Source organism: Thiocapsa imhoffii (genome assembly GCF_016583985.1).
GTDB lineage: Bacteria > Pseudomonadota > Gammaproteobacteria > Chromatiales > Chromatiaceae > Thiocapsa > Thiocapsa imhoffii.
Window position 1 is genome coordinate 150477 of sequence record NZ_NRSD01000003.1, and the last position, 23687, is coordinate 174163.

Below are 23687 nucleotides of genomic sequence, written 5' to 3' on the forward strand. Positions count from 1 at the left end.
GCGCGTTGCGAGTCACGCGGCGGCGTTGGAGCAACGCCAGGAGCGCTTGCGCAGCCGCACGGATGGCGCCTCTTCCCCCACGATCCGCGCATGGTGAGCACGGATCGAGACGGTCAGCGCCGGACGAAAAAGGGATTGCCGAGGTAACTCAAGACCGCACCCTCAGGAATGATCCGCTCCACGCGCAGCCCATCACGCGTCTCCTCGCCCTCGACATAACGCAGCGCATTGATCAGCACGAACCGCTTGGCTGGATCGGTATCGTAGACGTGCGCGGTCATGAAATAGGCCGGGACCTGGGCCTGCTGCAGTGGGGTCAGACGCAGCTTGGTCGGATCACCGCTGATGGTGGCCGGTTGGCGCTGCGATTGCGGCGGCGGGATGCCCTGCTCGCGGCGCAATTGTTGTTTGAAACTTTCGATATCCTCGATCAAATCCTCGGGGACTGCCGCGCGCTGCGGACGCCGCGCGGGCGGAGGCGGCACCGGCGGTGCCGCGACACCCGCGGGCTCCGCTTCGAGTTCACGCAGGAGTTCGCGTTCGAGCCAGGGATCGAGGACCGATTCGAACGCCATCGCCTCATCGTCGATGATATCGACTTCGGCCTGTCCTGGACGCAGGCTGGCGGACGGGCGTGGCGGCGTGGCGGCAGAGCCCGCCACCTCAGGGGACACACCACTCGGTCCCCGCGGTGACGCTAGGGGCAATGCTGAGTCCGGCGGCGCGCGATCACCCTGCCCCGTGCCTCCCCAGGGCGCCTGCTCCGCGGGCCACACCATCGACGCCACGTCGCCCGGATTGATCGGCGCGACCAACACGAGATCATCCACACCAGTGGCGCTGTTTGCCCAGCGCGGCTCGGCCTCTGGCAGCGGCGCAGTTGGACGCAGTGCGGCATAGAGCGCGATGACAACAGCCACGCCGGCCAGGCCAACCGCGACCAAACCCCAGCGCGGGTTCGTCGCAGGCTCCGTATCCTCGCTGAACAGACCACTGGTATCCAGGGTCGGCACACGGCCTAACTCCCGCTCTTGCTGGGACTTCTTTAAGGCCTCCAGGATGTAGCTCATGCCGACGGGGACTCCTTCAACGCCGCAGTCGAATGGATCGTCTCCGGATGGTTGGGCGCTCGGCTCCTGTTTTGCGGGTTCGGTGTGGTTGAATTCAAGGTGCCGAGGCCATCAGCCCGCGATGTCGCAGGCGCAGCATCCTCCGCGTTCGCCCTCTCGCGCTCGGGCAACTCTGATGGATCGCTAGGTGGATCGCCAAGCGCGTCAAGAGGCTCTGGCTCGGCCGGCTGACTCAATCGCGGAATGCCAGAACGCGCCGTGACATTGTTCAATTGGATCATGGTTCGCGGCCCCACGATACCATCCGCGGCAAGGCCATGCGCGGATTGAAAGGCCTCGATGGCAAGTCGCAAGCCGCGATCGTAGAGCGGCGAACCCGGGACGGTGATCTCGGCACCGGGAACCTGCGCGAGCAGTTCGCGCAACCGCAGCACCATGTCACCGGCGGCCCCGGGGCCGATCAGGGGTACTCCGTTCGCCAGCGGTCGCCACACCAGGAGATAGTCCCCGCTCATCCGGGCTTCGAGCGCCGTTAGCGGAATGCGCTGCGACTGGTCCTCCCAGTCGAGCGTTGCCGTGGAGGCGTCGAGCGCCCCCAAGACCACGAAGCGCGCGTCCTCGGCAGTATTGGCCAGACGGAGCAAGGCGGGACGATCGGCACGCCGCAAATCGCCTAACGTCCCCTGTCCGCGCTCGCAGCGCAGACCCAGCGCCGGCAGTCCGGCACAGGGATCCGGGGAGGGCAGGGTCACCTCCTGCAATCCCCAACGCCCGAGCAGCGTCGGCAGTGCCTCTGCCTCCGAGCGAGCCGCGCGATCAATGATCACAGCGGCCTCGGCCGGATCCATCTCGCTGGGCGCGGGGGAGGAGGGTCGCTCCTGTTCTGTCTCATCGTCCTGCTCGCCTGCGCTTGCCGGGTTCGCCGCGGACAGGGCACTCGTCACCTCTAGGATCGGCGTATCCTCGGGCGCGCGGTCACCTGCTGCGATCCGCGCCGACTCCGACGCCGCATCACCCGCATCACTGGCCAGTTCGACATCCGCCGGGCCAAGATCCTCGACATCCGACTCACCATCAGGCGCAGACTCCGACTCAGGCGCGGCCTGCGCAACTTCCGCTGCCTCCGGCCCTCCCGTCGGCGCGATCCCTGTTTGAGGTTCAGCATCGCCGCGATCGGTCACGGCGCCCAACCACCCCGCAGCCGCTGCCCAGCGCTCGGCCGGCAGGGTGTCCAATAGGGCGCGTGGTGAGTGGCCCGAGAGCGCCGAGTAACCGAGCCAACCGGCCACCATCATCAGCATCAGTGCCGCGGCCACCCCGAACGCCGGTCGGATCGCCGGGCGCGGCGGGGCATCGATGGACTCGCCCTGGACCTCGCGCGCCGCCGTTTTCACGATCGCCGGTGTCACCTGCGAAGCACGGGTGACACAGGCGCCGAGGAGCGCACGATCACAGAGGATGTTCACCAAGCGGGGAACGCCCCCCGCACGCTGATGGATCAAGCGGATTGCGGCAGCCGTGAACAACGGCCGGTCAACCCCGGCGACCGCCACACGATGTCGAATGTAGTCCCGGGTTTCCGCCAACTTGAAGGGACGCAAATGGAACCGCGCCGTGATTCGCTGATTGATCTGGCGCAGGGCATCGCGCTCGAGCATCCGACGCAACTCGGGTTGCCCAATCAGAAAGATCTGCAACAATTTGTGTTTGGTCGTTTCGAGGTTGGTCAACAACCGGACCTGTTCCAAGACCTTCGGGCGCAGATTTTGGGCCTCATCGATGATCAGGACGGGCCGACGTCCTCTGCCATGCGCATCCAAGAGGAAGGCATTGAGCCGGTCGATCAGGGACTTGATCGAGCGTTCGCCCTCTGGCACGGGAATGCGGAATTCATCGCACAGATTCAGCAGCAGTTCATTGCCAGTGACCGCCGGGTTCAGAATCAAGGCCACATCGACGCCCGCGGGCAACTGCTCGAGGAACGCGCGACACACGGTCGTCTTGCCCGTTCCCACTTCACCGGTCAGCAGGACAAAGCCCCCACTCTCGCCGACGCCATAGAGGAGATGCGCCAGTGCTTCCTTATGTTGCTCACTCAAAAAGAGATAATGCGGGTCCGGCGCGATCGAGAAGCTGGGCTCCTTGAGGCCGAAATATTTCGGATACATGGCGCTGACGCGCGGTGCGCCGTTCGGTGCGGGGACGCTTTCCACCTGGGGCGCTCCCGGCGCCGGTGACCGCGCGGACGTCGGGGTGGGCGCCAACACATCGGGCGCGGCGACACCGATCCCAAGCACGGGGTGCCTGTCGGGGGCGGAGTCCAGGACGGTTGCTCTGACCCCCTGGCCGCCCATCTGGGTCGGTGTCAGTGCGACCAGGCGTTGCACCTCATGCCGCTTCTCACGTAACAGCCTTAGGATCAACGCCGTTCCCGCATTGCCGACATTCAGCCACAGCACTTGGGGGGGCGCGCCGAGTCGCAGGCTGCGTTGTTTGAAGCCATCGTCCTTCGAAACCAGGACGTATCCCTCAGTCTTCGCGAACTCCCATACGACGCGATCCGCGGCACCGCGGAGCCCAACCGTCTCGACGTGACTGCTCCCTGGATAGAGATCCGCGAGCAAGCCCGGGAGCTTTGAGCTCAAATTCTCGTCGAGCAGTAATTTCATCGCGGGCGCGGGTCACTGGATGCTGACGCGCGTTGCGCGGCATAGGCTAAAGCGGCTCGCACATGCCGCGGCTGCAGGCTGGGAAAATCGGCCAACAGCGCGCCTTCGGTCATCCCCCCCGCCAAGTACTCCAGCAGGTCGTGGACACAGATGCGTGTCCCGACGAAACAGGGCTTCCCATCGCGAATCTCAGGATCGCTAGCAATCAGTGAACTTGAGTCCAGCACAGTCATCAGAGGCTTCTCGATCGAGCCGTCACATCAACAAGGAAGCGACAAGGACATGAGGTGAACCAAACGCAAACCATGCGAGCAACCAGAGGATAACGGGTGTCAGGATGAATCGCCTGATGACCGATGTCACCCAACCGTAGACAACCACGACGAGCATGATACGTCCAACATCAAGACGAGATCGCCACGAGCCGATTGACCCGACGTGGAAGCGAGAACCGATGCCGAGGAAGACGACCAGGGTGTGCGTCCTATCAAGGTCGGGATCTGAGTGCGCAAGAAGGGTATCGCGGCCGGTGATGGTCACCGCCCGCGGTCAGTGAACCGGAGCGTACGGGTATCGGATAGGCAGGGTCGGGATTCATGCCGCGCACGCGAACCTTAAATCCGTGGGTCTGGGTTGGTGGGCCGTGTAGGATTCGAACCTACGACCGATGGATTAAGAGTCCACTGCTCTACCAACTGAGCTAACGGCCCGCGCGTGAATTGCGATCTTGTTCGGCCTCATCCCGCGAGCGAGAGATGATGCCAAGACTGACGTCAGAAAATGGGGTGGACGATGGGGCTCGAACCCACGACCACAGGAATCACAATCCTGCGCTCTACCACCTGAGCTACGTCCACCATAGTCACTTGCAACACATTGGCACTGACACGAATCCCTCACGCATACCGACCTGTATCTCGTTGGCGCGCTCGGCAGGACTCGAACCTGCGACCCACGGCTTAGAAGGCCGTTGCTCTATCCAACTGAGCTACGAGCGCCAGTTGCATGCGCATCGAAGCCGGCATTCAGGGGCTGAACTCGCGTGAGTCCGCAATTGGTCGGGGTAGAGGGATTCGAACCCCCGACATCCTGCTCCCAAAGCAGGCGCGCTACCAGACTGCGCTATACCCCGATTCCGAAACTCGTCTCAGAAACCGAAGAACCGGAATCATACGCTTGACCGCCCCGGCAGTCAACTAAAGAGAGCGTCACGGCGTCGACTCCGCTGACCGGCGCGCGGCGGATCACGCCAGCCCCGCGCACCGTTTGCATCCGCTCCCGTCATGGTTATCATGCCGCTCGAACATCGCAACACAAGGGCGAAGATGAGCGCACAGCTTCTGGATGGCAAACGGGTCGCCGCGGAGATCCGCGCCGAGATTCGCACCCGCGTCGAGGCGCGCCGCGACGCGGGTCAGCGCGCACCTGGGTTGGCCGTGATCCTCGTTGGGGCGGAGCCAGCGTCCCATCTCTACGTACGCAACAAACGCGCGGCCTGCGCCGAGGTCGGATTTCACTCTGAACTCATTGAGTTGCCGGCCGAGGTCAGCCAAACGGCACTGCTCGAGTGCATCGACCGACTCAATGCCGATCCCAAGATCGACGGAATCCTCGTGCAACTGCCATTGCCCGCGCAGATCGACGAGGCCGCGGTCACGGAGCGCATCCTACCCACGAAGGACGTCGATGGCTTCCATCCCGTCAACGTCGGCCGTCTGGTGCTGCGCCGACCGTTGCTGCGACCCTGTACCCCGAAAGGCATCATGACGCTCTTAGCGCGCACCGGTCAGTCACTCGAGGGATTGGATGCCCTCATCATCGGACAATCCAACATCGTCGGCCGCCCGATGGCGCTGGAACTCCTCGCCGCGCGCTGCACCATCACCGTCTGCCATAGCCGCACCCGAGGACTTGCTGCGAAAGTGCGCGCCGCCGATCTGGTGGTCGCCGCCCTTGGCCGACCCGAATTCATCCAGGGCGAGTGGATCAAGCCCGGGGCGATGCTGATCGACGTTGGCATCAACCGCACACCGGACGGTCGGCTGGTTGGCGACTGCGATTTCCCGAGCTGTGCCGCGCGCGCCGCATGGATCACACCGGTTCCGGGCGGAGTCGGCCCGATGACCATTGCCAGCCTGCTCGAAAACACCCTCAGCGCCGCCGAGCACGCCGAGCAGTAAGCGGCGGCGCCTGCTCACCAGCACATCCGGCGAGGTCACTCAGCGCAGGAATGCCGCCTCCAAGTCCGCCGGAGTCGCGCTCACCTGGTTGCGTGGTTGCCAGACGGGCAGGCGCCGGGCATAGAGCACGCCGAGGGCAAACCCGTCATCGGACTGCAAGAAACGGGCTGCCTCGATGGGGTCCGACGCCGGCTCCACCGTGCTCGCGTGGACCTTCTGTTTCCAGTCCTTCTGCTCGGGCCGAAAGGTCTGGCACGGGCTCAACACCTGGAGAAAGGCAAAGCCGGGATGCTCGATCGCCGCCACCAGAAGTGTCGTCAGGCCGCTGGGGTCGCCGGCAAAACCACGCGCAATGAAACTCGCGCCCGCGGCGAAGGCGATCGTTGCGGGTAGGAAGGGACGCAAGCCGCTGCCGTGCGGCGTGAGCTTGCTCCGGCGCCAATCCGCTTCCGTCGTCGGCGAGGCCTGCCCCTTGGTCATGCCATAGACCGCATTGTCCATGACGATGTAGGTGAGATCCATGTTCCGACGGCAAGCATGTAGAAAGTGATTCCCGCCAATCGAAAACCCGTCTCCATCGCCACCGGTGACGATCACGGTGAGATCCGGACGGGCCGCCTTGAGACCGGAGGCGAGTGGCAGGGCCCGTCCATGGATGCCGTGGAAACCATAGGTTTCGACGTAGGCGGGCAGACGTGAGGAACAGCCGATCCCTGAGACCATGGCGACGCGCTCCTGACCGAGCTGGAGGTGCGCGAGGGCCTTGGTCACGGCCGACAGTACCGCGAAATGTCCACAGCCTGGGCACCACACGGGGGCAATCGCGGATCGATAGTCTTTCGCGCGCCGCGTTGGGGTCTCACATGGGGCATTCATCTCAAGCCTCTCGGGTGGGCTGGTCACGTTCGACGGCGTCCAGGATCTCGCCGGGGCGCAATGGCAAGGGGCCAGGTCGGGCATAGGAGCTCGCATGTCCCGGCAGCACCCGGAGCGAATGCAGATAGGCGAAACATTGAGCCCCCTGATTCTGCTCCACCACCAGGATCTGGCTTGCACCGCCGAGCGCGTCGAGCAAGGCTGCCCGTGGCAAGGGCGCGAGCAGTCGCAGGGCAATAGCCTTGGTTGGCGACCCGGCCGCACGCAAACGCGCGGCGGCCTCGAAGACCGCTCCGGCGGCAGACCCCCAGGTCAAGAGCACGCGTTCTCCCTCGCCACGAATCTCGGCCCATGCGCTGCCATAATCGAAATCGGTCAACTTGCGCAATCGTTTCTCGAGTTGTTCGAGATGATCGGCGGCACGACTCGAGGGCGTACCAGCCTCATTGTGCTCGAGCCCGTCAGCCGTGTACATGCCACCCGGCATCCCTGGCAGGGTCATCGGCGAGATACCCGTCGCAGTCGACCGGTAGCGACGATGATCGGAGTCCGCCAGGGGCGCGATCACACGCTGCAGCGGTGCCTGACCGGCGCCACCAAACGGCTGATCGGTGAGCGGGTCGACGATGGCACGCGACTGTCCAAGGATTTGATCGGAGAGCACGATTGCCGCCGTCTGGAGATGTTCCGCAAGCCGTACCCCCCACTCCACCGTCGCGGCGCAATCACGAATCCCCAAGGCCGCCAGGACCAGATGTGGGGCATCGCCGTGCAACCCATGTAGCGCGATGTTGAGATCCGACTGTTCGGACTTCGTGGGGATTCCCGTCGAGGGACCGCCACGCTGCACATTCACGACCACCACCGGGGTCTCGCTCGCCACCGCTAGCCCCAGACCTTCCATCATCAGACTCAAACCCGGTCCGGAGGTTGCCGTTAAGGACGGCACGCCACCGAAGGACGCACCGATGATCATATTGACCGAGGCCAGTTCATCCTCGGCCTGCAAGAGCGAACCGCCAAGTAACTCCAAACGCGGCGCGAGCCACTCGAGCATCTCACTGGCCGGAGTGATCGGGTAGGCCGCGACGAACCGCACACCACCCCGCACCGCGCCCAAACCCGCCGCCTCGTTGCCGCTGAGATTCCACCGCGCCGCAACCGGGGCTGCCGCGCCGCCCCCTGACACGCGAGGTGGATTCAGGCCCAGGTCCACACCGGACGCGTATCCGGCACGAACCCCAGCAAGCGACGGGGCCAAGATGCGCTCGCCTTTCTCGCCGAGCGTGGCACGGACCCCCGCCTCAAGCGCCTCGAAAGGCAGCCCTAACAGAGCGCCAACCGAACCGAGTGCGACCATGTTCACGCGCCCCTCAGGCAGGGTGCTGGCCAAGTCCCTCCAGGGCAGGGCATGCACCGAGGCGCCATGACCGCCAAGCACTGCGGGGACCTCGTCGTGGCGCGCATCGGTCAGAATCATGCTGGTGCACGCGAGCGGCAACTCATCGGCGAATCGCCCCACAGTGTCCCAATCCAGTGCAACCAGAAGGTCGAAATGGTCTCCCATGCATTCGACTGGGTGCGGCCCGAAACGCAGCATTGCAGCGGACTCACCGCCCCGAATCTGTGGCCCCGCGGAGCGTCCGAGCAGCCCGTAATACCCTGTGTGCCCGACTGCGGCCAGCAGGATGAGCCCCGCCGTTACGGCCCCACTGCCGCCAGAACCAATGATGGCAATGGCAGTGCCCGGGTCGTGTGTCAATCGCTCGTTCATGATGCAGAATGCCGATTCGCAAAGAGACCTTCCCGTGGCAACAGGCCGTCGCCGAGCCTGCGCAATGGGTGCCTCATCATACTCCGCCGCGCGTCCCGATTCCCGCCCGTCTACCGGTTGGATGCAGACCCATCCTGCCGCGACGGATGCCCCAGCAGGGCGGCGAATCCCGACACCCGGGCACGCTCATGCACTGTCGGAAATCCGACAATCTCCATCAAGGTGCCGCCAGGGCGCTGTTCCCACGAAAAAATTCTTGATGGCATTGGATTTGCTTTCAGTGATGACAGCAAGCCTTTGAGGACGCATACATGCAGCGGCGAACAGTCACGATCAACGACACCACCTTGCGCGACGGTGAACAGTCCGCGGGAGTAGTCTTCTCGCTCGACGAGAAACTGGCCATCGCCAGCGGGCTCGACCGCCTTGGGGTCCCGGAACTGGAGATCGGGATTCCCGCGCTGGGAGCGGAGGAACGCGAGGCGATCCGCGCCGTGGCAGAACTTGGCCTGACGGCCCGCCTGATGGTCTGGACCCGAATGCATGAAGGCGACATCGCGCAATGTCGCGGACTCGGGGTCGACCTGGTCGACCTTTCGATCCCGGTCTCGGATCAGCAGATCCACCACAAATTGCATCGTGATCGCACCTGGGTGCTGGAGCAGATTCGCCGGCAGGTCAGCGTGGCCCAAGACCTAGGCTTGGCGGTCTGCGTCGGTGCCGAGGACGCCTCACGCGCCGACCCGGAATTCCTCTGGCGTGCGGCGGAGGCCGCACAAGCCGCCGGTGCCCAACGCTTCCGCTTCGCCGACACGCTCGGCATGATGGATCCGTTCGCGGTTTCCGAGGTGATCCGTGATCTCTGCGCCATCGTGGACATCGAGATCGAGATGCATGCCCACGACGATCTCGGACTCGCTACCGCCAACAGCCTCGCTGCCGTCCGCGGTGGTGCCAGCCATGTGAACACGACGGTCCATGGCTTGGGGGAGCGTGCCGGCAATGCCGCGCTCGAGGAGGTCGTCATGGGCTTGAAGCACGTCCATGGCATCGACAGCGGGGTACGCTTGCAGGATTTCGGGGCACTGTCCGAACTGGTTTCAACCGCATCGGGCAAGCCCGTTGCTTGGCACAAGAGCCTGATTGGCGGAGGGGCCTTCACGCATGAATCCGGAATCCATGTCGACGGCCTCTTGAAAGATCCACTCAACTATCAAGGCATCGATCCGGCCGAACTTGGTCGGCGCCATCTCATCGTGCTCGGCAAGCATTCAGGACGGCATGCCGTTCGCCAAGCCTATGCCGAGATCCTTCGCTTCGAGCTCGATCTCGCGCAGGCCGATCAGCTCTTGCCGCTCGTGCGCCGTTTCGCCATGCAGAGCAAACGCGCCCCGGGGGCGGCGGAATTGCGGAGCTTCCTCGCCGAGATCAGCTATCCCCAAGTGACCAGTCTGCAATAGTGAACACCTCCCTGGAATCGACCCGAACACAGGTGAACTGGAGAACGATATGAACGACGACGAATTCGAGGCCGATCTTGAAGAATTGAGCAGCGCCGAGGACTTTCTCGCCTATTTTGCGGTGACCTTTGATCCTACAGTGGTGCAGGTCAACCGCCTGCACATCCTGCAGCGCTTCCACGACTATCTTGAGCAGGTTGAGGAAATGCCCGATTCCGCCATCGCGAAATGGACACTCTATGCCGACCTCCTCCAGTCCGCCTATCAGGATTTCGTGATCTCGGATGCAGCAACCGAGAAGGTCTTTCGTGTTTTTCGACTGTCGGAGCCCAAAATTGCACAGGTCGCCTTGAGCGATCTCACCGAGCAACTGCCCCATGCGGCCCGCCTTTGATTATGGTGACGCGGTGCGCGTCATTCGCAACCTGCGCAATGACGGAACCTTTCCAGGGCGCGCGACGGGGGTGCTGCTCATCCGCCGGGGCAGCACCGGTTTCGTGCGCGAGATCGGCACCTTTCTGCAAGATCAGATCATCTACTCGGTGCACTTTCTCGATGCGGACCTGATCGTCGGCTGCCGCGAGGAAGAACTGATCGCGGCCGACGCGCCCTGGACGCCCAGCCGATTCGAGTCACGCGAACAGGTCGCGGCCCGCATTCCGCTCGCACTGCGCGGCGACATCCTGGTCTCGCCGGGGGAGGTCGGCGAGGTCATCCGCGTGCTGCGCGATCACCCCAGCGGCGTCGCCTATGAGGTGTCCTTCCGCGATCGCCCCATGCTGCAAGTGCCCGAATCCGCCTTGACCGAGCCGGCCACCGCCCCGAGCCCAGCCGCGGAGAACCCAAGATGACGGATACCAGCGAGCGCGTCGTGCCGGGCATCGATTCGCCGACGGGTTCCGCCGATGGGGTCTATCGCTATCACCTCTTGCGCGCCGCGCTCGAGCGTTTTCAATGCGATCTCGCGGGGCTGGACACCGCCCAACTCAGGCTGGCGCAGGCGCAGGCGCAACAAACCTACGGGCTTGAACGTCGCGTCTTGTCGTCGGGCGAGGCCGCCGACGTGGTGATCCCGGCGCAACGGCTTCAGGACGCGGTCGAGACGCTCCGCGCGCGTTACCCGGATCAGCAAACCTTCACGACCGAACTCGCGCGCAACGGTCTCGATGAGCACAGCTTGCGCCAGGCACTGCAACGCGAACTGGCCTTCGACGCCGTGCTCCAGCGGATCGCCGGACGCGCGCCGCCGGTCTCCGAGGTCGATGCCCAGATTTTCTACGAACTGCACCGCGAGGATTTTCAGGCACCTGAGCGGCGTGATGCGCGACATATCCTCATCACGATCAATCCTGATCACGACGAGAATCAGCGCGAGGCGGCTTATGCCCGGATCGCAGGCATCGCCGACACACTCAAGCGTGACCCGGACGCCTTCGAGTCCCTCGCCAAGCGCTACTCCGAATGCCCGACAGCCCTGCAAGGCGGACTGATTGGACCCGTCGCCCCAGGGCAGCTCTTTCCCGAACTCGATTGGGCCCTATTTTTGCTTGAGGTTGGGGTCATCAGCGACATCCTCGAAACGGCACTCGGATTCCACCTCCTCATCTGCGACCGGATCAGTCCATCGGACACCATCCCTTTTGAAGCGGCCCGCGCCAAGATCCACCAACTCCTCGGTAATCGCCGAGCACGATCGGCACAAACGGAGTGGATTGCATCGCTGAATTGAGGTGTGCGCGATCAGAATGATCACGGGTGTAGGGTGGTGGGGACGGCGCGGGAGTCCTCTGGTGGATTCACCGACAAGGGACGCTCGATTCCGACACTCAAGCCATCAACCGCGCTTGAGAACCGCTCCTGGCCGCGTCCGAGACCCATGAGATCGGTGGCCCACATCCGGCCCCGATGCGTGACGAGGCAGAATCGGCGGGCCGAATCAGCCCGCTTCAAAAGCGTTCAAGCGACCTGCTTGTCATCGCCTTCCAGCTTACGAATCAATGGATAGAGATGTTCTGTTTCACGTTGAATGCGATCCATCACCAGCGCGAACATTTGCTCGGTATCTTGCAGAAAGGATGGATGGTCATCAATCGTCAACGATCGGCGTTTTTGTGAACACCACTGCTTGACATACGCATTGAAGATCCGCTTGATCTCGGTCGATCCAGAAAGAAACCGATTCGCCGTATTTTTGACGGATCGATCCGGATGTGAAATGAGTTGACCGCAGATTTCACGGTCCACCAATTCCATGTGTTCTTTAACACGATTCGTCAGATCGAAAAAGACATCACAGGTGACATCGGTATCGCACATGGAGCGATCACGAACCAGATACAGGAAGACATTCGAGAGTTCGGTGATTTTGTGATTTTGAGCATGTAACTGGGCGAACGCGACCATGGTAAAGCTCCTCCGGTCGATGGTGTTAGGCAGAATAGGTCAAGCGGTCGACAAGGTGACCCGGCAGGCCGGTCGTCTCCGTGGTGGTCCATGGTGCAGGCTGCGATCGGTGGCGCAGCTCCAGTAAACCATAGGTGTTTTGATAGTTTACGCCAAACGGACATGCTTGAGTAGTGTGCCCGAGACCGGGCAAACATCGCAGCGGCGCCGATGATCCTGCCGTATACCATGTTCTTTGTATGGCTTTAATGGCCATCAGGGCGCGACCAGTGGAAAGGTCACCGCCATGGCGGATGCGAATGCGAGCGCATTCGCAACCGCGGCCACCACTGGCGTCCCTGTTCTGTTGTACACCCAGGTGCTGAGTAGGCCATAAACCAAAAACAACGCCAGGATCACCGGGATGATGATGAGGAGGAAGAACAGGCTGTTGAGGTTCAACGCCACAGCGCCAAGCAGAGAACACACGAACAAGATCTTCGTCATCCAGTATCCGCCTCGCGCCGCCCCTCGGCCGCGTGTCGCCCACTCATCGGCCAGGGTATAGAGCAGCGTGCCAAAGAAGAGCACGGCCGCCCACGGCAACCGTTCCCAGACCGGTAAAAACGCCGTGACGAATCGATCGGTGGGAATGGCAAACACCAGGGTCGTATAGAGGGAAACCAGCAGGGTCACAACGGCGAGCTGCATCCACCGGGTGCGCGCGACGGACTGAGGCAACCGCGTCGGCTCGCCCGACAGGCTGCGCGAGCGCCGCGTCAGCCAGAGAGCCAATCCGGTCAGAACGCCATAGAGGGCGAAGTGCAAAAACAAATAGTCAACGAGCAGGATGGGCAGAACATCACGCGGTGCCGGCCATAACAACACGGGCGTGAGAACCGCAGGCACCACCGCGACGGGCCAGAAGTGCCGCCAGGGCAAACCCGCGCCACGCGGTGGCTCGGCCAGGCGTGGTAGCCAGGTCGCAAGCGGCCAAGCCAAGGCCAGGAGCCCCAGATAGAGCAGGCCCAGGGCCGATCCACGGCGGTCTAGAAATCCGCCGCCGGCATGCTGGAAGGCCTGATTCAGCCAATCCAGTGCCTCGCTCAAGGCAAGCTCGGCATAGAGTACGCCAATGTGCTCGACACCGGGCACCAGCACCAGACGGCGCTCGGTGTCCGCCGGGCGGGCGACCCCATCCCCCTGCTCGGTCCACGTCGCGTCGTCGACCGTCTCGGCGACCCGCGCCGCGCCCTGCTCGTGCAGCAACTCAGGCTCCCAAGCGCCATAGATGAACAGCAGATTCGCCAGCTGTGCCGTGGAGGTGTCGGGTGCCAGGTAAGGCGAGATCAAGACGAGTGCCGTGACCGCATACGCCTGATCCGAGGCCAATCGGGCCAGCACGTCCCCTGCCATCGAGTGGCCAAGCAGGGCCAGGCGCCCATCCGCATCGGGCTGGCGCAATCCCACCTCAACGGTTTCCACCAGCGCACGAGTGAGCAGCCGTCGGCGCAGCTCCTGTTCGGTGAAATCCGCGGTGAATGGAGTCGTGTTGCGCCCATGCCCCGGAAAATCGAAGGTCGCAACCAGATACCCATTCAAGGCCAAGGTCATCGCATAGGCCTGCATCAATTGCTGGGAACCCGCAAAGCCATGCGCGATGACGACCAGCGGACGGGTCGCCGTGTCCGGATCCTTGGATCGAAAGAGAGTGATGGGGACGTCCGCCGACCACAGCCGCGACACCTCGACATCCCGCACCCCGGACGTGAGTTGGCTCACCCCAACGCCTAGGGCACAGAGCGACAGCAACGCCACGATGATCGGCCAACGCAACCGCATGATGTGTTCCTCGTTCTGAGTCTGGTGCGATGAGTCACGCCCAGGGCGCTGAAGATCATCGGGGGGATGACGGGCCATCCCAACCCCGCGTGCCGATTAGGCTCACCGCGGCACCCTGGCTGTTGATCGTCTCACAGGGGTAGAATCCAGTCGGGGATTGCGTGCCGGCCCCGTCCTTCACCCCGGGCACGGCACGCACCCAGGTCACGAAGCCATGTCGCCGCCAAACGGAGAGCATCCATGTTGGACAAACAACTTCTCGACATCCTCGTCTGCCCAGTCACGAAAGGGCCGCTGATCTTCGACAAGAGTCGTCGGGAACTGATCTCGATCTCCGCCCAGCTGGCCTATCCGATTCGTGACGACATCCCCGTGATGCTCGAAGACGAGGCGCGTCCGCTGTCGGCGAGCGAACTCGACGCCTATCGAGACCAGCGCTCGGGCCGCTCCAAGCCATCGGAACGATGATCCTCGCGCGGCCCACGACCAAGGCTCCGATGACGCGCCCTCCGCAAGTAGGCGCTCTGCCATCACCGCGCCCGCCGCGGCGCGGCCATCATGGTCCTCGCCACGCCCCGCCGCGAGTGACCGCTCACCTGCCAATCCTCCTGTTCGCCTTGACGCTCGGCGCCTGTGCGCACACCCGCGTGCCCGAGGCCGTCCGGGATCCGAAGCTCCCCTCGCCCGCAATCGCCGCGGTCCAACAGGACCCAGCCGCCTTCGTTGGGCAATCGGTGCGCTGGGGGGGGACCATTCTCGCGGTCCACAACGAGCCGAACCAGACCCAGATCGAGATCCTCGCCCGACCCTTGCACCGCGACGGTCGTCCGCATGACACGGATCGCATCCTCGGACGCTTCCTGGTCATCTTTGCGGGATTCAAGGATCCGGCAACCTTTCCCACGCATCATCGTCTGACTGTGGTCGGCCCATTGCAAGGGATCGCGATCCGCGATGTGGGAGAATTTCCCTACCATTACCCGCTCGTCGAGGCGCAGGCCTGGTTTCTCTGGCCACCCCCAATCCCGCGCAATGCCTTGCCACCGGTGTACGCTGATCCTTGGTTCAACCCCTGGCCATGGGCTGGACCCTGGCCCGGACCTCGAATGGGAGTTCGTTACGGACTCTGGTATTGACGTCCAAGGTCGTTGCCGCTCACTTGAGGAGGAACCATCCAGATGCCACAGCATGCCTACAGCGCCATGCTCGCAACCACCCTCGCCCTCGTGCTGCTCGGCGGTTGCGCGAGCTCACGCGATTGTGTCGGCGTGATCGGGGCGAGCGGCTTGACCCCCGACACCGTGGTCGCGCTCGGCCAGGGTGAAGGCGCGATCGTCACCTGGGGCGGGGTGATCGCGCGCGCACACAACCGCCCTACCGAGACGGACATCGAGACCATCGGCTATCCACTCGATCGCTGCGGTCGTCCCGTGGCCACGGAGTCAACCATCGGTCGCTTCATCCTAGTGCAACCTGGTTTTCTCGAGCCCACCGAATATCGTCAGGGACGCCAGCTCACCGCGACCGGTCGGATCGCCCCGGCGCGGGAGGGTGACATCGGAGCCACACGCTACAGCTTTCCGGTTCTCGACCAAGCGGTCGTGCGACTCTGGCCAGAAGATGCACCCGCAGCCCTGGGCGGCTGGACCCCGCGACCACGGCCCTGGTTCAGTATCGGTCTGGGCAACTGGAACTATCGGGGCGTGGGTGGCGGAATCGGCGTGAGCTTTTAGCGCGTGACCAACAGACGAAGCGCATCGAGACGCAAACTCGCTCCGCTCAAAGCCTGATCAAGCTGCTCCCGGCGGCTCGTCAAGGCCGCGATCTCATCGGGCCGGACGTTCGGGTTGATGGCCGCGAGGGCTCGCAGACGCGCGATCTCCTCGCTCAGGACCGCATTCATCCGCGCCCGCGCTGCCGTGCGCAACGCGGGCATCGCCGCCTGCGCCATCGTCTCGACCGTCTCGATCAACGACCGAATCGACTCAGCCCGCGCACTTAGAAGAGCCTGGGCGAGGTGCGGATGGTGGCTCGCGCAGCGCGCATCAATGGCGTCGTGGGCAATCGCATCGGCATGATCGCACCCTGCCGGGTCAACCAGGAAACGCCGGACCATGAGTGGAAGGTACCGATCGGCCTCCAGTCCACGGGGTGCCTGACACTCCACCACATAGAGGGCCTCTAGCAACAGGCTGGTGGGCGCAAAACGCTCATCCCGCATGATGCCGAGCGCCACCGCGCCACGATCCCCGGCGATCAGCAGATCCATCGCGCCGCGCACCATGGGATGTTCGCGGGTGATGAAGGCCCAATGCTCGTGGGCCAGCGCCACGCTCCGGCTGAAGGTGAGCTGCAAGCCGTCAGCGGGCAACTCGGGAAAGGATTCGTTCAGCATGTGCGCACCGGGGCGCAGCGCCAACGAATCATGGGCCGCGGGTTCATACTCGACCCCGAAGTGATCCCACAGACGTCTGAGATACTCGGCGAGCGCCGGGTCCTGCTCCTCTTCGAGCAGGGCCGCAACCAGGGCCGCACCGCGTTCAGGACGATGTGAATGGAGCTCGAGCAACCGGTCCCGCCCCGCGGCGAGTTGCTGATTGAGCGACGCACAGCGGCGTTGGGCCTCGGCCACCAGCATCACGGTGCGCCGCGGATCCGCGAGGGCCGCATGCAGGGGCTCGATCAGGTCCTGATAGACGGCGGGTGCCGCGGGACAGATGGCCTCGAACGCCTGCAAGCCCTGTGCATACCAACGAAACAACACCTCGCTCGGACCGCCCACCAGATAGGGAACATGGAGTTGGACGGGATGCTGCTGTCCGATCCGATCGAGTCGCCCAATCCGCTGCTCGAGTCGATCCGGATCCAATGGGAGATCGAAAAGAACCAAATGATGGACGAACTGAAAATTCCGTCCTTCACTGCCGATTTCGGAGCACAGCAGGATACGGGTACCGTCCTCCACCGCGGCGAAGTAGGCCGCGGCGCGGTCCCGCTCACGCAGCGCAAGCCCTTCATGGAACACGGCGGCATGGATTCCAGAGCGCCGGAGCAAAACGTCGCGCAGTTCGAGAACCGTGCTCGCCGCGGCACAGATGAGCAAGACCTTATGGGGATGCAGACGTGCTAAAAGCGCAATCAACCAGTCGATGCGCGGATCCAACGCAAGCCAGTCGGGACCCAGGCTCCGCTCCGGTGTCAGTCGCGCGCAATCCCGGCTGTTGAGGGCCGCGTAAGCGGCGGGCTCGGGCAGGGGCGCGGGGTGGAGCACGCGACCTGGGAAGCCCGGAATGCTCGCACGGGTATTGCGGAACATGACCCGTCCCGTGCCGTGGCGATCCAACAGACGCTCAAGGATGGTCGCCCGCTCCAAACCCTCGTGTTCGCCCAAGCGCGCGCTGATCAGCGCCTGGTCCGCCGCGCCGAGAGGCTCCCCATCAAGGAGACGTCCAGCCAACGCCGCCACGGGCGCGTGATCGCGTTCTTCGGCCACAAAGCGCTCATAGTCCGAGAAGCGCTGCGGATCGAGCAGTCGCAGGCGCCCGAAGTGGCCCGCTCGGCCTAACTGCTCGGGCGTCGCCGTCAGCAACAGCACCCCGGGAGTCCGCGCGGCGAGTTGCGCCACCAGGCGGTACGCATTGCTGACGCGATCCTCGCTCCACTCGAGGTGATGTGCCTCGTCGACCACGAGCAGATCCCACTGCCCTGACACCAGGGCCTGTTCCGCGGCCGGAAGGCGAAGAATCCAGTCAGCGCTGCACAGGACCAACTGATCGGCGAGAAACGGATTCGCATCCGGCAAGGAGGCAAAGCGCTCCTGATCGAAGAGCGCGAAACGCAGATTGAATCGCCGCAGCATCTCGACCAGCCATTGATGGAGCAGCGGCTCGGGCGTCATCACCAGGACGCGTGCGGCGCGACCGGTCAAGAGCATTTGATGCAGAATCAGCCCCGCCTCGATGGTCTTACCCAACCCGACCTCATCGGCCAGCAAGACCCGCGGCGCCTCACGACGCGCCACCTCGCTCGCAATTTCGAGTTGATGGGCCAGCAGCGCGATGCGCGCCCCCAGCAGACCCTGGACGGGTGAGAGCGCCTCGCGCATCCGCAGCCGCCAGGTCCGCCAGCGCAAGTCGAACCAATGGTCGGCATCGAAGCGCGCGGACAGCAAGCGTTGCGCCGGTCGGTTGAGCCGCAAGTGATCATCGAGTTCGGCCTCCGACAGGCGACACAGCGCACCGCTGCCGTCCACGCATCGATAGCGGATTAGTCCTGCGGTGTCACCCTCCTCCACCGCCTGAATCAGCCACGCCCGCCCAGCGCGATCGCGCACCCATTCACCCACCTCGAGAATCACCCGCACGAGCGGCGGATTGGGCAGCGCGTAGACCCGACGTTCACCAGTCGCCCGATAGCACACCTCGACGCGACGCGGCGCAACGGACTCGACGATCCCCAGGCCCAGCTCGCTTTGGGTCTCACTCAGCCAGCGCTGGCCTGGGACGAATGACGGCATCGTCGGAATCCACTCGGATGATGACAAGACGCCGACAAATCAGATGCGCTTGCGATAGTCGAGGATCAAGTTCACCCCTTGCCGCTTCCCCTCCGGCAGGGCGCGCACGATCGCGCGACCAAGCGACCGCGGTACCCGCTCGCACAAGCGTGCGACCGTATAGGGCGGCAATCCCCCCGCCAGACGCACCGCCTCGGCACGGGGGATGTCTTCGAGCAGGCGCAGTTGATGCGGCTCACGCAGTCGCAGGAAGTGTAAGCGCGCACGCGCAAAGTCCCCTTGCCGACAGTCCAGACGGACGGTCATGGTTTCGGCGTCCTCGTCGTGCGCGGGATCACTCGGTGCACGGACAAGCATCGGATGAGATGGGCGGGGGGGCGGCGGCAAACTCTTCTTCATCGATTCCAATCAACTCCATCACTCGGTTACCAGGCACCGAATCGGTGCCTTCATGAGTACGCAATGCCGAGCGTGATTCGCCCGAAGCGGTTGATGTCACGCGGCTCGATTCAATCAGGATCAACCCGAGACGTCAGACCCATTCGGGTCACGACTCGACGGATCAGCGCTCGGAACGGATGGACGCGAATTGCGCGGAGGATGCGCTGGAGCCGCATCGGGTCAACGCCGAGCCCTAGGGCGCCGGACGTGAGGAGCCCCCCAAGGGGTGACCCATTGCGCCGCGATGATCAGAGCGGCGGTGTGACGCATGCGTGACACCGCGTCGCGGGCTCCGAGGGATGGGGCACGCATTCAGGCGGTCAATGCCTGAGGGAGCACCGTTGGACCGAAGCGCGCGAACGCCCAGGAGCGAGCGCCCTGACTGTCTGCTGTCGAGACCAACCGTTCATCCAACACATGCCTTTGTGACCAAACACACACCCGCACCGGCTCCAATCGATCTGGGAAGGTGGCGAGGGGCCGGTATTATGCTCGCCATCGAGCAGGCGTGACAAGCGGTTCCAACAGAATGGCGCCAAGCGGTCGCCCGGGGACCCTGATCCGCTTCGGGCGCCGCCAGAACCGGCCGTGGAGAAAAACCTGGCGTGATGCATTCGCTTCATCGCGCTCAGGCCATCTGGCAACCGTCCGATCAGGGCGCTCGGGCAAGCGCTTGCGGTGCCTGCCCAACGAGCGGCTAAGCGATGCCCTCGTAGACCACGGGAACGCGACGGTTGAGATTGGTGAAGAGTTGGTAGGCGATGGTCCCGCTCGCCTGGGCCAATGCGGTGGCCGAAACCTGTCGCCCCCAGAGTTCCACGGGGTCGCCGATGGCCGCATTCGCAATTCCGTTCAGGTCGATCGTGATCAGATCCATCGACACCCGCCCGATGAGGCGTGTCAACTGGCCCTTGACAGCGACCGGCGCACCATCGATGGCATGGCGCGGATAACCGTCCGCATAACCGACCGCCGCAACGCCAACCCGGGTTGGCCGCTCACAAACGAAGCGCCCGCCGTACCCGATGGGCTCTCCCGCGTCGACCTCACGCACTGAGATGAGTGCGGTCTCGAGGGTCATCGCTGGTCGTAAGGAAGCCGCTAGGGGATGCGGATGCAGCATCGGGGAAACGCCATAGAGCATGATCCCCGGCCGTGTCCAATCGGCATGGGAGCGCGCACAGGACAAGAGCGCGGCGGAGTTGGCGAGACTGCGCGGCGCCGATAGGTGCTGACAGACCTGCTCGAAACAGTGCAGCTGCCGCGCGGTGAATGGATGCTCCGGTTCATCGGCACGCGCGAAGTGTGACATGAGCACGATCGTGCCAATCTGACGGCACTCGGCGAGTGCCGCATAAGCCGGCGCGAAGTCAGTGGGCGCAAAGCCCATGCGATGCATCCCGGAATCCATCTTCAACCAACAATCGATGCGGTGGCGTGGGCGGGCCTGCCGCAGCCACTCCAATTGGGGCCAACTATGCACTACGGGGGTCAGTCTTGCGTCGTCGATGAGCGGCAACTCCGCGGGTGAAAAAATCCCGTCGAGCAGCAGGATCGGCGCACTGATGCCGCTCTCACGCAGTTCGAGCGCCTCCTCGACACAGGCCACCGCGAACCCATCGGCCTCCCGCGCCAAGGCGCGGGCAATCGCGATCGCGCCATGTCCATAGGCATTGGCCTTCACGACGGCGAGCGCGCGCGCGCGCGGCGCAAGTCGTTTAGCGAACCGGTAATGTTCACGCACCGCGTCGAGGTCGATGCGAGCACGCAGCGGACGGGCCATGCAACGCTCTCGTGTGATGTGGTCGGATGGGGGCAGTCGCCTCGCCACGACGGGCCGGGATCCGGCCTCGGTCACGCGCGCTCCCAACCGGGTCGGTGACGAACGCAGCGAACGGACAAGGATGGCATCATGCCATCGTCGATCCCGTCGTTGAAGTTGGAGTTGCTGTCGCGAACGGCGCCCATGCCGGATCGTGAACCCGCGTCAGTTCAGCGCTCCAGGCTGCTGAACACTCGAGCGCGCGACGTCAGTGGGGCGGTCGGCCCCGATGGCGTGGTTCGCGTCCAGAAGGAGCGCGGCGGCAACCGCCGCCTGCCCGAGCGACAAGCCGCCATCGTTGGCCGGTACCTGGCGGTGCAGGAGCACCTGACACCCCGCGCCCTGGAGTTGGCGCGTCACCGCCTCCAGTAAGAGGTGATTCTGAAAAACCCCGCCCGAGAGGGCAATGGTCCGCACCCCATGCGCGTCGGCCAGTTCAAATGCCAGGTCGCTCAGCGCACGCGCGAAGCCGCGATGGAAGGACGCGGCAATCCACGCGGATGAGCGGCCGCGCGCCAGGTCGGCGAAGAGGGCCGACCACAGGGGGTGGGGATCCAGAAGGACACCATCGGACCCAGCGACCCGTGCAAAGGGGTAACCCTCATCGACCTCATGAATGGCGAAACTTGCCAACGCCTCGAGCTCGATCGCTGCCGCTCCCTCATCACTCAGCACCTCGGGTCCCACTTGGAGAGCGGCGGCCACGGCATCGAACAGGCGCCCGGCTGAACTCGCCAACGGGCTATTCAGTTGGCGCTCGATCAGCCTCTGCATCAGCGCGAGCGGCTTGCTCTGCAGCCATCGCACCACCGCCAGTTCGCCATAGCCATCCCGCCAGACCGACCAGCCGCCGGCGCGCTCCAGTTGCGCGAAGAGATTGCGCCAGGGCTCGCGGATGGCACGCGTCCCCCCGGGCATGGCCACCGGTGCCAAACTCGCCAACCGGCGGAACGCCCGATAGTCACCGAGCAGAAATTCGCCTCCCCAGAGGGTCCCATCAGCGCCATATCCAAGACCATCGAGCATGAGACCGAGCACCGGACCGCCATCGAGCGGCCAGCCATTCTCAGCCAGCACGGAGCCAAGATGCGCATGGTGATGGGGGACCGTGATCAGGGTCTGCCCGGTTTGCGCGGCCCAATCGCGACCCATCAGAGTCGAGCGGTAATCGGGATGCGCATCGACAACCAAGACCTCGGGATGGCACTGGAAGAGTTCGAGGTACAGGGAGATGGTGCGGCTGAACTCCCGGGTGGTCTTGGCGTCCTCGAGGTCACCGAGATGTTGCGACAGGATGGCCTGGCCGTCGCGGACCAGGCAGATCGTATTCTTCAGCTCGCCGCCCAGGGCGAGCAGTGGTGGCGTCCGCGCGAAACCAGGCGGCAACCCCAAGGGCGTCGGAGCATAACCACGGGCTCGTCGCAACACCCGCGCCTCCCCCGCCATGAACCGGACCACTGAATCATCGACACGGTTGACGATGTCGCGATCATGCAACAGGAACGCATCCGCAAGACCACTGAGACGATCGCGGGCCTCCGTGTTCTCGACACACTGCGGCTCTTCGCTCAGATTACCACTGGTCATAACGAGCGGATGCGACCAGGACTGCAACAGCAGATGGTGGAGCGGACTGTAGGGCAACATCATGCCGAGGGTCGATTGTCCCGGAGCGATCCGCGGGGCCAAAGGTGGACCTGCGGGTCCGGCACCCTCCGGCGCGTCGGTGCGCCGTTCTAGGAGTAGGATCGGCGCGGCCGGACTGGCCAGGATCTCAGCCTCTTGCTCACTCAACCGGCAATAGCCGCGCACAACGTCGAGGTCGCGCGCCATCATGGCGAGCGGTTTCGCATCGCGTCGTTTGCGCCGCCGCAACTCCGCAACCGCCTCGGCATGGGTCGCATCACAGGCGAGATGAAAGCCACCGATCCCTTTGATCGCCAGGATGCGTCCCGCGCTCAGAAGCCGGCTCGCCGCCGTGATGGCATCCAATCCGCTGCGCTCGCCCGCATCCACATCTCGCCCCCGCGCATCCAGCAACCACAGCCGCGGACCACAGACCGGACAGGCGTTTGGCTGGGCATGAAAGCGTCGATCCGCTGGATCCGTGTACTCGCGCGCGCACTCCGCGCACAAGGGGAAGGGGGCCATGCTGGTGCGTGCCCGATCATAGGGGATGCCCTTGACGATGCTCAGGCGCGGCCCACAATGTGTGCAATTCGTGAAGGCGTAACCGTGCCGTCGGTTCGCCGGATCGGCGATTTCCGCCGCGCAGGTCGCACAGGTGGCCGCATCCGGGACGATCCCAGTGTGCGCGGCGGTGGCCGCGCTCGCCAGGATCTGAAATCCCTCAGCGCCACCCAGTTCGGCCAGGATCTGTTCGTCATGGATCACCGACCGCTCGAGATGATCGATGCGCGCCAAGGGCGGACACTCTGCCACCAACCGGGTGAGAAAGACGCTCACGGCGCTCGCCTCGCGCGGGGAGTCCTGGAGAACGCGAATCAGCACGCCCTCCCCGTCATTGCGCACATCCCCCACGAGGCCACAGTCGCGTGCGAGACGCCACACGGTCGGGCGAAAACCGACGCCCTGCACCAGTCCACGGACTCGAATCGACTCTGCTTGCATGGGCACCTAATCCGATTGAATGAA

Annotated in this window: 20 protein-coding genes and 4 tRNA genes; 8 read left to right on the forward strand and 16 right to left on the reverse strand. The window is 64.2% G+C overall.

All coding sequences use genetic code 11. The features are described 5' to 3' along the window. Positions 1–113 precede the first annotated feature (113 nt). The 8 genes from CKO25_RS04675 to CKO25_RS04710 all read right to left on the reverse strand — a co-directional run bounded on the left by CKO25_RS04675 (position 114) and on the right by CKO25_RS04710 (position 4871). Positions 114–1070, reverse strand: a complete 957-nt coding sequence (locus tag CKO25_RS04675) for a general secretion pathway protein GspB (protein WP_200386772.1) — start codon at positions 1068–1070, stop codon at positions 114–116. Further along, positions 1067–3739, reverse strand: coding sequence for a DUF5615 family PIN-like protein (locus CKO25_RS04680; RefSeq protein ID WP_200386773.1), 2673 nt, complete (start codon positions 3737–3739; stop codon positions 1067–1069). The genes CKO25_RS04675 and CKO25_RS04680 overlap by 4 nt, the downstream gene beginning before the upstream one ends. Then, a complete protein-coding gene (locus CKO25_RS04685; protein WP_200386774.1) occupies positions 3736–3972 on the reverse strand; it encodes a DUF433 domain-containing protein in 237 nt (78 codons plus the stop codon). The genes CKO25_RS04680 and CKO25_RS04685 overlap by 4 nt, the downstream gene beginning before the upstream one ends. Positions 3973–3994: 22 nt before the next feature. Continuing rightward, the gene (locus CKO25_RS04690; protein WP_200386775.1) at positions 3995–4279 is read right to left on the reverse strand and encodes a hypothetical protein; all 285 of its coding nucleotides are present in this window, start codon (positions 4277–4279) and stop codon (positions 3995–3997) included. Positions 4280–4373: 94 nt separating this feature from the next. Next, positions 4374–4449, reverse strand: a tRNA-Lys gene (locus CKO25_RS04695). Between the two features lie 71 nt (positions 4450–4520). Beyond that, positions 4521–4596: transfer RNA gene (locus CKO25_RS04700), tRNA-His, on the reverse strand. A 64-nt stretch (positions 4597–4660) separates the two neighbouring features. Continuing rightward, positions 4661–4737, reverse strand: a tRNA-Arg gene (locus CKO25_RS04705). Between the two features lie 57 nt (positions 4738–4794). Further along, positions 4795–4871, reverse strand: a tRNA-Pro gene (locus CKO25_RS04710). Positions 4872–5064: 193 nt separating this feature from the next. On the opposite strand from CKO25_RS04710, the gene folD reads away from it, so the two are divergent. Next, positions 5065–5919: a bifunctional methylenetetrahydrofolate dehydrogenase/methenyltetrahydrofolate cyclohydrolase FolD gene (folD, locus tag CKO25_RS04715; protein WP_200386776.1), complete on the forward strand. Its 855-nt coding sequence runs from the start codon at positions 5065–5067 to the stop codon at positions 5917–5919. Positions 5920–5958: 39 nt separating this feature from the next. On the opposite strand, the gene CKO25_RS04720 is transcribed toward folD, so the two are convergent. Then, positions 5959–6795: a 2-oxoacid:ferredoxin oxidoreductase subunit beta gene (locus CKO25_RS04720; protein WP_200386777.1), complete on the reverse strand. Its 837-nt coding sequence runs from the start codon at positions 6793–6795 to the stop codon at positions 5959–5961. A gap of 1 nt (position 6796) precedes the next feature. Continuing rightward, positions 6797–8569, reverse strand: coding sequence for a 2-oxoacid:acceptor oxidoreductase subunit alpha (locus CKO25_RS04725; protein WP_200386778.1), 1773 nt, complete (start codon positions 8567–8569; stop codon positions 6797–6799). 311 nt (positions 8570–8880) lie between these two features. Here CKO25_RS04725 and nifV point away from each other — a divergent pair, with 311 nt between their 5' ends. Genes nifV through nifM form a run of 4 tightly spaced genes read left to right on the forward strand, consistent with a single transcriptional unit; the run spans position 8881 to position 11758 of the window. Beyond that, on the forward strand, positions 8881–10029 hold the full coding sequence (gene nifV, locus CKO25_RS04730) for a homocitrate synthase (RefSeq protein ID WP_200386779.1): 1149 nt from the start codon (positions 8881–8883) through the stop codon (positions 10027–10029). A 49-nt stretch (positions 10030–10078) separates the two neighbouring features. Then, complete coding sequence (gene nifW / locus CKO25_RS04735; protein ID WP_200386780.1) at positions 10079–10423, forward strand: nitrogenase-stabilizing/protective protein NifW; 345 nt, start codon at positions 10079–10081, stop codon at positions 10421–10423. Further along, entirely contained in the window at positions 10407–10880 is a 474-nt protein-coding gene (locus CKO25_RS04740; RefSeq protein ID WP_200386781.1) for a nitrogen fixation protein NifZ, read from the forward strand. Before nifW ends, CKO25_RS04740 begins: the two co-directional genes overlap by 17 nt. Then, complete coding sequence (gene nifM, locus CKO25_RS04745; RefSeq protein WP_200386782.1) at positions 10877–11758, forward strand: nitrogen fixation protein NifM; 882 nt, start codon at positions 10877–10879, stop codon at positions 11756–11758. The genes CKO25_RS04740 and nifM overlap by 4 nt, the downstream gene beginning before the upstream one ends. A gap of 227 nt (positions 11759–11985) precedes the next feature. Here the strand turns inward: nifM and CKO25_RS04750 are convergent, their stop codons facing one another. Both CKO25_RS04750 and CKO25_RS04755 read right to left on the reverse strand, forming a co-directional pair. Next, a complete protein-coding gene (locus CKO25_RS04750) occupies positions 11986–12432 on the reverse strand; it encodes a hypothetical protein (protein WP_200386783.1) in 447 nt (148 codons plus the stop codon). 255 nt (positions 12433–12687) lie between these two features. Next, positions 12688–14253, reverse strand: coding sequence for an alpha/beta hydrolase (locus CKO25_RS04755; protein ID WP_242467412.1), 1566 nt, complete (start codon positions 14251–14253; stop codon positions 12688–12690). Between the two features lie 243 nt (positions 14254–14496). On the opposite strand from CKO25_RS04755, the gene CKO25_RS04760 reads away from it, so the two are divergent. The 3 genes from CKO25_RS04760 (at position 14497) to CKO25_RS04770 (ending at position 15986) form a co-directional block, all read left to right on the forward strand. After that, entirely contained in the window at positions 14497–14721 is a 225-nt protein-coding gene (locus tag CKO25_RS04760) for a Trm112 family protein (protein WP_200386865.1), read from the forward strand. Positions 14722–14837: 116 nt separating this feature from the next. Further along, positions 14838–15389: a Slp/YeaY family lipoprotein gene (locus CKO25_RS04765; protein WP_200386785.1), complete on the forward strand. Its 552-nt coding sequence runs from the start codon at positions 14838–14840 to the stop codon at positions 15387–15389. Positions 15390–15431: 42 nt separating this feature from the next. Then, on the forward strand, positions 15432–15986 hold the full coding sequence (locus tag CKO25_RS04770; protein WP_200386786.1) for a Slp family lipoprotein: 555 nt from the start codon (positions 15432–15434) through the stop codon (positions 15984–15986). Here the strand turns inward: CKO25_RS04770 and rapA are convergent. The 4 genes from rapA to hypF form a co-directional block, all read right to left on the reverse strand. Then, complete coding sequence (rapA, locus tag CKO25_RS04775) at positions 15983–18769, reverse strand: RNA polymerase-associated protein RapA (protein ID WP_200386787.1); 2787 nt, start codon at positions 18767–18769, stop codon at positions 15983–15985. The genes CKO25_RS04770 and rapA overlap by 4 nt on opposite strands. Positions 18770–18808: 39 nt before the next feature. Further along, entirely contained in the window at positions 18809–19075 is a 267-nt protein-coding gene (locus CKO25_RS04780) for a magnesium transporter MgtE N-terminal domain-containing protein (protein WP_242467414.1), read from the reverse strand. Between the two features lie 832 nt (positions 19076–19907). Continuing rightward, a complete protein-coding gene (alr, locus tag CKO25_RS04785) occupies positions 19908–20993 on the reverse strand; it encodes an alanine racemase (protein ID WP_200386789.1) in 1086 nt (361 codons plus the stop codon). 204 nt (positions 20994–21197) lie between these two features. Then, entirely contained in the window at positions 21198–23663 is a 2466-nt protein-coding gene (hypF, locus tag CKO25_RS04790; RefSeq protein ID WP_200386790.1) for a carbamoyltransferase HypF, read from the reverse strand. Positions 23664–23687 lie beyond the last annotated feature (24 nt).